Annotated in this window: 10 protein-coding genes; 5 read left to right on the top strand and 5 right to left on the bottom strand. The window is 60.2% G+C overall.

Annotation, left to right across the window (positions count from 1 at the left end; genetic code table 11):
* Together EN935_RS11355 and EN935_RS11350 are read right to left on the bottom strand one after the other, a co-directional pair.
* Nucleotides 1-248, bottom strand: a 248-nt coding sequence (locus EN935_RS11355) for a response regulator (protein ID WP_127373322.1), incomplete at its 3' end; no start/stop codon positions are given.
* A complete protein-coding gene (locus tag EN935_RS11350; protein ID WP_109668967.1) occupies nt 238-1,791 on the bottom strand; it encodes a PAS domain S-box protein in 1,554 nt (517 codons plus the stop codon). The genes EN935_RS11355 and EN935_RS11350, both read right to left, overlap by 11 nt.
* A gap of 191 nt (nt 1,792-1,982) precedes the next feature.
* Between EN935_RS11350 and EN935_RS11345 the strand changes: the two genes are divergently transcribed.
* Complete coding sequence (locus EN935_RS11345) at nt 1,983-2,792, top strand: universal stress protein (protein WP_127373321.1); 810 nt, start codon at nt 1,983-1,985, stop codon at nt 2,790-2,792.
* Entirely contained in the window at nt 2,723-5,446 is a 2,724-nt protein-coding gene (gene mgtA, locus EN935_RS11340) for a magnesium-translocating P-type ATPase (RefSeq protein WP_164771084.1), read from the top strand. The genes EN935_RS11345 and mgtA overlap by 70 nt, the downstream gene beginning before the upstream one ends.
* Nucleotides 5,447-5,546: 100 nt before the next feature.
* On the opposite strand, the gene EN935_RS11335 is transcribed toward mgtA, so the two are convergent.
* Both EN935_RS11335 and EN935_RS11330 read right to left on the bottom strand, forming a co-directional pair.
* Nucleotides 5,547-5,987 (bottom strand): DUF2231 domain-containing protein, encoded by a 441-nt coding sequence (locus EN935_RS11335; protein ID WP_245488922.1) that lies wholly within the window; start codon nt 5,985-5,987, stop codon nt 5,547-5,549.
* A gap of 150 nt (nt 5,988-6,137) precedes the next feature.
* A complete protein-coding gene (locus tag EN935_RS11330; RefSeq protein ID WP_127264847.1) occupies nt 6,138-6,548 on the bottom strand; it encodes a hypothetical protein in 411 nt (136 codons plus the stop codon).
* A gap of 16 nt (nt 6,549-6,564) precedes the next feature.
* On the opposite strand from EN935_RS11330, the gene EN935_RS11325 reads away from it, so the two are divergent.
* Genes EN935_RS11325 through EN935_RS11315 form a run of 3 tightly spaced genes read left to right on the top strand, consistent with a single transcriptional unit; the run spans nt 6,565 to nt 8,872 of the window.
* Nucleotides 6,565-6,864 carry a PepSY domain-containing protein gene (locus tag EN935_RS11325; RefSeq protein WP_245463027.1) on the top strand — a complete coding sequence of 100 codons (300 nt, stop codon included), beginning with the start codon at nt 6,565-6,567 and terminating at the stop codon, nt 6,862-6,864.
* Nucleotides 6,864-7,529, top strand: a complete 666-nt coding sequence (locus EN935_RS11320; protein ID WP_109672844.1) for a response regulator transcription factor — start codon at nt 6,864-6,866, stop codon at nt 7,527-7,529. Before EN935_RS11325 ends, EN935_RS11320 begins: the two co-directional genes overlap by 1 nt.
* Nucleotides 7,529-8,872: a HAMP domain-containing sensor histidine kinase gene (locus EN935_RS11315; RefSeq protein WP_109672846.1), complete on the top strand. Its 1,344-nt coding sequence runs from the start codon at nt 7,529-7,531 to the stop codon at nt 8,870-8,872. The genes EN935_RS11320 and EN935_RS11315 overlap by 1 nt, the downstream gene beginning before the upstream one ends.
* A gap of 7 nt (nt 8,873-8,879) precedes the next feature.
* On the opposite strand, the gene EN935_RS11310 is transcribed toward EN935_RS11315, so the two are convergent.
* Nucleotides 8,880-9,677 (bottom strand): ferredoxin--NADP reductase (locus EN935_RS11310; protein ID WP_164771083.1); only part of this gene is annotated, 798 nt, incomplete at its 5' end.

Raw genomic sequence — 9,677 nt, 5'->3', positions numbered from 1 at the left:
GTCATGACGATCACCGGAAGTGTATGGGAGCGCATTCTGAGTTGGCGCAGGAACTCGATGCCGTCAATGCCAGGCATACGCACGTCGGTCACGATGCAACCGTCGATCTGGCCTGTCGCCGTGGACAGAAAGGCGGTGGCCGATTCGTGCAGGCGCACGGCGAAGTCGGCCGTTCCCAGAAGAAAGCCAAGCGATTTGCGGACGTCCACATCGTCGTCGACCACATGCACGACATCGTTACCGGCCATTGGCAACCTCTTCCCTTTCAACGATGCGCAAGGTGAAGCGGAAAGCCGTCCCTCCGCCGGGAACGGCTTCTGCCCAGATGTGGCCGCCATGCGACTCGACGATGGTACGACAAATGGAAAGACCGACACCCATACCCTGCTTCTTGGTGGTGACAAAGGGTTGGAAAAGCTGGGCCGAGACTTCCGGCGCAATCCCTGTACCCGTATCGATTACGCTTACCTCGGCCATCCCGTCATTCCGGGCTACGGTCATGACGTGCAATTCGCGACGCGGTACACCTTGCATGGCCTCCACCGCGTTGCGCATCAAATTCAGCAGAACCTGCTGAATCTGGATGCGGTCAGTCAGGACCAGTTCGGCGGCGGGATCAAGCTTGTAGCTGACGCGCATATCGATTTCCCGTGCACCGACCAAAGCAAGTGAGGAGGCTTCCTCGATCAGCACCGGCAGATGCTCGACCTGACGCTCGCTCTCGCCTCTCGCGACGAAATCCCTGAGGTGTCGGATGACATCTCCGGCGCGCAAAGCCTGCTCGGCGGCCTTTTCGACGGCCTCACGCAGCATCGGCGCGTGCTCATCAGAGCTCTTCTCGAGCAGTCGGCGGCTGCCCTTGAGGTAGTTCGTGATGGCGGTGAGCGGCTGGTTGATCTCATGTGCAAGCGTCGAAGCCATTTCGCCGAGCGCGGTGAATCGTGCCATGTGGAGCAGTTCCAGCTGCTGTTCCTGGATTCGCGCTTCCGCCCTGTGGCGCTCGGTCAGGTCGCGGCAGAAGCCGGTAAAGAAGCGCCCGGTTCCAGGATTCATCTCGCCGACGGAAAGCTCCATCGGGAAAGTCGTGCCATCCTTGCGTGCCCCGGTCACAGTGCGGCCGAGCCCGATGATCCGGCGCTCTCCCGTCGTCAGGTAGCGAAGCAGATAGGCGTCATGCTCGTCGCGGTAGGGCGAGGGCATCAGCATTTTCACGTTTTGACCGATGACTTCGCCTGACTGGTAGCCGAACAGCGCTTCGGCAGCGGTGCTAAAGGATTGAATCCCACCTTGCTCGTCGATGACGACCATCGCGTCCGGCACTGTTGCCAGGATCGACCGCAAATGGTCCTCACGCAGCCGAAGTGCTGCGTTCGCAAAGGAGAGTTCGCTGACATCAGTACCTTCAATGAAGATCGCGGTGATACGGCCATCGTCAGCCTTGACTGGCTGATAGACAAAATCAAGGATGCGCTCTTCGACTGGGCCGTCAGCTGTGTTGCGAAGGCCAACCTTCACCCCGTGGCCGATGTAGGGCTCGCCGGTCGTGTACACATGGTCCAGATGTTCGAAAAACTCATTCCCTTCGAGCTCGGGAAAGGCGTCCCGCACTGACTTTCCAATCACTTGCCTGTGGCCAGTCAATCGCTGGTAGGCGGCATTGGTCAGCTCGAAAATGTGACCTGGCTCGCGCAGCAGCGCTATAAAGCCGGGAGCCTGATCGAACATTTGAGACAACAGTGATTTCAGTGTCGTCCCGCCGGGTGACAAACTGAGCGCTTCGTCTTTGATCACCTAAAGTTCCTGGGTTCGAGACGGTGCTACCGGGGCTAACTATCACTTCTCTCCATACACGCAAAACGGATCGAGGCCGACGTTTTCGCATGCGGATGCAATTGGCTGGTTCCTTGACGTGCATCAAAGCCTCGGGCGCTGGCGAATGCAATTCATCGCGTATTCGACGGTTCCAGTGAAAGGCGCCTGCAATGTCCTACAAGTCGATTATCGTGAACCTCGCGGTAGATGCACCTCCGGCGGCCATGGTGAGATTGGGGATCGAGCTCGCGGAACGGTTTGGCGCCCGTCTCATCGGTCTGGCGGCAGCGGATGTCCCGCCACTGGTCGCGACAGGCGACGGCATGGTTTACGAAGGCGAGATCATGCAGATCCAGCGCACGGAAATCGAAAAGCGGCTTGCCGAACTGCGTGCCGAATTCGAGCGATTGGTTCCGGCTTCGATCTTCAGCGAATGGGGGCAAGCCGTTTGCAGCCCAACTCGCTTCCTGAGCGTTTCGGCCCGAGCGGCCGACCTCATCGTTACCGGTGAGGCAGGAGACAATGTGTTTCGCGCCGTCGATATCGGCAGTCTGGCACTCGGTGCCGGCCGTCCGATCTTGGTCACTGCAAACAATGTCGAACACGTCCTTGCAAAAACCGTGCTGGTTGCCTGGAAGGACACCAGGGAGGCGCGGCGGGCGATAGCAGATGCATTGCCTTTCTTGGTCACGGCTAACGAAGTGGTCGTTGCCACAATAGATACCGACCGCGACGAGAGCATCCGCGACAGCCTCGCCGATGTCGCGGTTTTTCTCGAACACCATGGCATCAAGTCCCGAACCGAATTGATTGCCGGCGAGGCTGACGGCAACCGGTTGCTGACATTTGCGCGGTCGATCCATGCGGACCTGATCGTCTCGGGTGCCTATGGGCACAGCCGTCTGCGGGAATGGGCGTTCGGCGGGGTCACGCGCTCGCTGATCGAGGAAAGCGGCATCAACCGCTTCATGTCGTATTGATGATCTCTCGTATCGTACCCGGCGAAGTTGACCAGCGACCCGTCCCCGACGGTGGTGCCTATTGGTCGATCGAGACCAATGACCTCCTGCGACGCCTCAAGACGTCTGCCTTGGGCCTTGCCACTTCCGAGGCTGCATCCAGGCTTGCAAAGTTCGGCCAAAACACTCCGGCTTCGCGGTCCGGCACGTCGGCGTTGACCGTCTTTGTCCGGCAATTCCGCAGCCCACTGGTCCTGATCCTTATTTTCGCGGCCACCGTGTCGGCTTTCGTCGGCGAGGGGCAGGAGGCTGTAATCATCGGTGCGATCGTGCTGGCAAGCTGTATCCTCAGCTTTACCCAGGAGTACGGCGCGTCGCGTGCTACGGAAGCGCTGAAACAGCGCATTTCGCGCAAGGCTGTCGTGCTGCGTGATGGTATTGAGTGCTCGGTTGCTGCCGAAGATATCGTGCCGGGCGATGTGATCCGGCTTTCCGCCGGAAACCTCATTCCCGCGGACGGTATCATCCTGGACGCACGCGATTTCAATGTCAGCGAGGCCGTGCTGACCGGTGAAACCTTTCCTGTCGTGAAGGCACCAGGACGGGCGTTGCCAGAGGCTTCCCTCGCACAGCGCACCAACGCGGTCTTCACCGGCACATCGGTCCGCAGTGGCACTGCAACCGTGCTTGCGGTAGCCACCGGCACCAGCACCGAATTTGCATCCATCGCCGCGGCCTTGGAGCGACAAATTCCCGAAACAGGGTTTGCCCAGGGTATTAGGCTGTTCGGCTATCTGATGACCGAGATCATGCTGGCGATTGTCATCCTGGTGTTCTTCGCCAACCTGATGCTCCATCGACCGCTGATTGAATCACTGCTGTTTTCGCTGGCACTCGCGGTTGGCCTCACTCCGGAACTTCTTCCGGCGATCATTAGCGTGACGCTTGCTCGAGGTGCCCGGGCGATGGCGGCCAATGGCGTCATCGTGCGCCGTCTCGATGCCATCGAGAATTTGGGCAGCATGGACCTGCTTTGCACCGACAAGACCGGGACATTGACCGAAGGCATCATCCACCTGGATGGATGGCTCGATGTCGATGGCAATCCGTCGACGGATATCCTGCTTTGGGCACGTCTCAACGCGACCATGCAGACCGGACTGAAGAACCCTCTGGACGAAGCGATCGCTGGCGTGCCGGGTCAGGGCGCGTCATTGGCCGGCTTCACGAAGGTCGACGAGATCCCCTACGATTTCATCCGCAAGCGGCTATCCGTTGTTGTCCGGACCAAGGATGCCGACGATCTCCTGATCACGAAGGGCGCCGTACAAAACGTCCTCGAAATCTGCAGCTTTGTCCGTACGGCGAAAGGGCTGGAGCCCCTCGATGAGACGCACCGTGCGGCAATCGATGAGAAATTCCGGCGCTGGAGCGCGGACGGCTACCGCGTTCTAGGCGTGGCAATCCGTCGGTTTGAAAGCCGGAATGCATTTGGCAGAAAAGATGAGATCGATCTCGCCTTCGCGGGCTTCCTGCTTTTCCTCGACCCGCCAAAGGAAGGCGTCAGGGAGACGCTTGCAGCGCTCGCCCACCGTGGCATCGCGGTAAAGGTCATTTCGGGCGACAACCGTTACGTCGCTGCGCATCTCGCCGACGCGGTCGGCTTGCGAGCTGACAGGATCATGACCGGTGAGAACCTGTCGAAGCTGACGAAGAGCGCGCTTTTCGCAAGCGTGCAGCACACCGATCTCTTCGTCGAAATCGATCCCAACCAGAAGGAGCGCATCGTTCAGGCGTTCCGGAGCCGCGGCCATGTCGTCGGTTATCTGGGCGATGGCATCAACGATGCGCCTGCTTTGCACGAGGCCGACATCGGCATCTCCGTCGACACCGCAGTCGATGTCGCCCGCGAGGCTGCCGACATTATCCTTCTCAAACAGGATTTGGGCGTACTGGTGCGCGGTGTTGACGACGGCCGCAAGACGTTCGCCAACACGATGAAATATATCTCCATCACGACCAGCGCCAATTTCGGGAACATGATCAGCATGGCTGTCGCCTCGCTGTTCCTGCCCTTCCTACCGCTGCTGGCGGCGCAGATACTGCTTAACAACTTCCTGTCAGACATTCCCTCGCTGGCTATCGCCGGCGACAATGTCGACGCAGACCAGCTGCGCCGACCGCGCCGCTGGGACATCGGTTTTGTCAGGCGATTCATGATCGGCTTTGGCTTGGTCAGTTCGCTATTCGACTTCGCAACCTTCGCTTTCTTGCTGCTTGTTGCACATGCGACAGCGGCTGCCTTCCAGACCGGATGGTTCGTCGAGTCACTGCTGACGGAGCTAGCCATCGTGCTCATCGTGCGCACGCACAAGGCGTTCTGGGCGAGCCGTCCTAGCCTCCTGCTTGCATGGCTTACGCTCGCAGTGGCAGCTGTTGCGATCATCATACCTTACGTGCCCGCAGCGGCGCGCTTCGGCTTTGTGCCGCTGCCGCTGCACGTGCTTGTCGGACTCGTCGCGATCACCACGCTCTATCTGTTGGCCTCGGAGGTAACCAAGCGCTGGTTCTTTGATCATGAGAGCAGACACTCGTATCGATCGAGAGCAGGGCGAGCCACCGCCAATAGAACCGTACCCCGTCCGACCCATGCCCAAAGAATTGCTCATGAGTGAGACTCCGGGCATGGCAAGAAATGCAACCATACAGCCCACCGTGGGCCATCGAAAGGCCGTGAGACCAGCCCATCGTCGGTCCGCAAGTCAATCCGACACGTTAGCCGCCCATTGCGGCCCTGGAGACATTCACACCGAGATCGTAGACCAGCAGGCCACCGTAGTATGCTGTAGTGGTTACAAGCACTGCCCCTGCGATTTCGATCACAGGAACGGCGATGGCCACTGGCCCCAGCTCGCGATTGCGGACCCACAAGGCGAGCCTGACGCCGCCCCAAATCAGAAAGGCGAAGGCCGTGATGCCGCCAAGACTCTCGTGAATCTCCGCTATGTCGCTGCTGAAGCCGGCCGCTTCTGCATGATCGAGAGCGAGTCCGCCATAGAACCAGGTTCCAATGGCGAAAGCCCCGGCTGCGAGTGCGACAAAAGTAGAAATCGTCCCCGCGCCAGAACGCCTTGTCACCGCGTTGCCGCGAGCAAGCGCCACAAGGTCGATTGCCGCCAGCGTGTAGATGAGGACAATGGGAAAATGCACGAGCATGGGATGAATATGCTGGACTGGTATCATGATAAGAAAATCTCCGTAGGTCAGGCCAAAAGCACGCGGCCTTGCAGGACGAGGTGTTCGGTGGGTGGGCGGCGTCTGCGGCGCGGCGACATCGATGAATGTCGCGAACCGCCGTTGGAAGGTTTAGTCGTCGTCTCCAAGAGCGTCGCCCTCGTCCTCGCCGCCGAAAGCGGCTCTGCCGAGGACGTGGTTGTCTCCGCACTCGTCATCGCCAACACCTTTGATGGCCTTACGGGTGGTCGTGTCCTGCATCGGTATGGCCTCGAGGTCGATCGGCCCGGCGGGCGCTACCGAGGATGGTGCTCCGCACGACCCCTCGTCGGATTCAGCGGTCGCGGGCAGGGCAAAGCTCGCCAGGCCCGCGAGCACTGCTAGCAGAAGCATGGAATTGCGCATGGTTTCGATATCCTTCTCGGCGCGGCCATGATTGGACGCGACGATCCTGATAGAGAACCTTTGCTTGCTGGCGGCTGAGGACGATTGACAGCAGATTGAAAGCTTCGACGTGCGACATGCACCGTTCATGAGAGCCATTCTAAAGCGCCTGGCAATGGCAGGCTTGGCCGGGCTTGTCCTGGCCCAGCCACTCTGCGCGCGCGCAGACGAGGACGACGATGGTGACCACGACCGGGCGCGGGATCTGTACGAGCATGGCGAAATAAGGGGCCTTTCCAATATCCTCGATATCGTTCGTGCGCAGGCTCCAGGCGACATCGTCGCAGTCGATCTCATCCGCAAGGCCAACAAATGGGTTTACCGGTTCCAGGTCGTCGACGCCGATGGCCGGCGAAAGACTGTCGACGTCGACGCTGGTGCCGGTGTCATCATGCGCGACGGGGAGGGCGACTGATGAAGGTACTGCTGGCCGAGGACGAGCCCCGCATAGCAGCCGATATCGCGACTGCCCTCAAGGCGTCCGGAATGGCGGTCGATATCGTGCGGGATGGTGAAGCTGCCTGGTTCGCTGGTGATGTGGAGAACTATGATGCCGCCATTCTGGATCTCGGCCTCCCCAAACTCGATGGTCTTACGGTCTTGAAGCGCTGGCGGGCCAACGCGCGCCGGTTTCCAGTTCTCATCCTGACCGCAAGGGGTATGTGGACGGAACGCGTGGATGGCATCAATTCTGGTGCTGACGACTATCTCCCCAAGCCCTTTGAGATGGAAGAACTGCTCGCCCGATTGCGGGCAATCCTGCGGCGCTCGGCCGGGCAGTCGGCACCCGTATTGAAGTCCGGGCCGTTGCTTCTGGATACGCGCCAGATGCGTATCTCGCTCCGTGGCGTTCCCATTTCTCTTTCACCTCTGGAATACCGGCTACTGGCGTTTCTGATGCATCACGCCGGTCGAGTGGTGGCGCCGACCGAACTTGCCGAGCATTTGTACGATTCAGGGAATGACCGCGATCCGAACACGATCGAGGTCATCGTTGCGCGGCTGCGACGGAAGCTTGGCAGCGATATCATCGAAACGCGGCGCGGCTTCGGGTATCTGATGCCCGATGATCCCGCCTGATGGGCAACTCGATCCGCTTCAGGCTGTGGCTGGCGGCAACGATCTCGATTCTTGTCGCGCTCGCCATAGCCGGCGCCGGCTTGCGCTATCTGTTCGAACTTCATGTCGAGCGGCGCGTTGTGGGCGAGCTGACGGTCGACCTCAATGAGTTGATCGGCGCAACAACCTTCACAAGCGACGGTCACCTGGTGGTAGCCCCGGTGCTCACCGACCCGCGCTTCGCCAATCCGCTGTCCGGTTACTACTGGCAGGTCGAAGACATCGCCACCGGCGGTCTCGAGCGCTCACGATCTTTGTGGGACGCCAAGCTGGTCCTGCCTGCCCGGAGCGCAAGTGGTGAGCTGCGAACGGTCGAGGAGTTCACGGGCCCTGGCGGAGAACTCAGCATTGCGGTCGAGCGTACAATCATCGACGCTGGAGGTCGGTCCTTTCGCGCGGTCGTGGCGGAGGATCATCGAACCGTTGAGGTGTCTGTAAGCGAATATGTTCGCGATCTTGCTCCGGCCCTCCTGATGCTTGCTGTGGCTCTCATGGCCGCGTTTTTCATCCAGATCACCATCGGTCTTGCGCCGTTGGAGACCTTGCGGGTCGCCGTCGGAAGCGTGATCGCACAGCGAGCGGCACGGCTCGATGTGGTAGCACCAAACGAGGTGCAGCCGCTCGCGGATGAAATCAACCGTCTTCTCGATGCCCAGGAGAAGGCTCTTGCTCGGGCCCGTTCGCGCGCCACCGATCTGGCGCACGGCCTCAAGACGCCGCTGCAAGTGCTGTCGGCTGACATCCGTGCCTTGCGCAAGAAAGGCGAGACGGATCTGGCCGACGAGATCGAGAAGAGCGCTGGAGCGATCCGGCGCCATGTCGAGCGGGAGCTGGCGCGCGCGCGCCTCGCGCCAGGCGTCTCCGGCAAGGCATCCTGCCTTGTATCGGAGGTCGCGGCTGGTGTCATTGCAGTCGTCAAGCGTATGCCACGCGGCAAGCAGCTTTCATTCAAGATGGACGTCGCGGAGGATCTGACGGCGCCAATCGACGAAGGCGACCTGTCTGAAATTCTGGGTAATCTGGTCGAGAACGCCGCGCGCTACGCAAAATCGTCAGTCAGTGTCGATGCATCCTTGGCCGCTGGCGAAGTGATTATCACTGTAACCGATGACGGACCCGGGATACCGGATGCGGATCGCGAATCCGCCTTGTCGCGAGGCGTCCAACTCGACAGCAAGGGCGGGAGTAGCGGCCTTGGCCTGGCCATCGTTTCCGACATCGTTGAAGCCTATGGCGGATGCCTTGCCATGGCCAACGCCGATCCGGGTCTAGTCGTGACCATTTCCTTGCCGCGACACAGTTGAGCGTGCTTCAGGCAAAACCTGGGAAGTAGTCGACCTTTATCTTTGAGCGGCGAACGCCCATGGCCAGCAGTTTCTGACGCAGCGCCTTGACCATCGCCTGCGGGCCGGAAATGTAGAAAGTGCGCTCAAGGTAGTCGGGTATGGTCAGACGTATAAGGCGCTCGTCGATGTATCCGGGATACTGCCCGCGCTCGCCACCGCTCGCCACAGCGTGGACCGTCTTGATACCAAGTTCCTGCCTGGCCGCGCCAAGCACGTCGCGATAAGCGATGTCCTGCCGTCTCTCTGTTCCGTAGAGGATAACGATCGGTCGCCGCTCCTTGCGGTCGAGTAGATATTGCAGCATCGAGCGGAACGGGGTGATGCCGATGCCTCCGGCCAGGAAAGCGATCTTGGTTTCGCTCCTGGCGGGCAGCGTGAAGTTGCCGGCCAACTGCGCCGCGTGGATCGTGCTGCCTGGCTTCATGGTCATCAATTCACGCTTGAAGGCGCTTGATTGCGGATAGAACTTGACCCCGAGGCGTACCGTTTCCTCCGTAGGCGCTGATGCAACCGTGAAAAAACGGCGATTGCCGCGATTGTCGGCATGATTGAGGCCAAGCGTCCATTCGAGATACTGGCCGGCCTCAAAGGCGAGCTTGCGCGGCGACCGGAAGACGAAGTCAAAGCTGTCGACGGCCGATTGCTCGATGCGCTCCAGGGTCAGCACGAAGCGTCCCTTGGGGCCTGCCGCATAGGCGAACAGGTTGCCGGCAAGCAGCGCCAGTTCCGGTGTGAAATAGAACGAGCCGATATGGATGTTGGG

The sequence above is a fragment of the Mesorhizobium sp. M7D.F.Ca.US.004.03.1.1 genome (assembly GCF_003998635.1).
Lineage (GTDB): Bacteria > Pseudomonadota > Alphaproteobacteria > Rhizobiales > Rhizobiaceae > Mesorhizobium > Mesorhizobium loti.
Note: the sequence above shows the minus strand (reverse complement) of the source record. Positions and strands in the feature narration are given on the sequence as shown.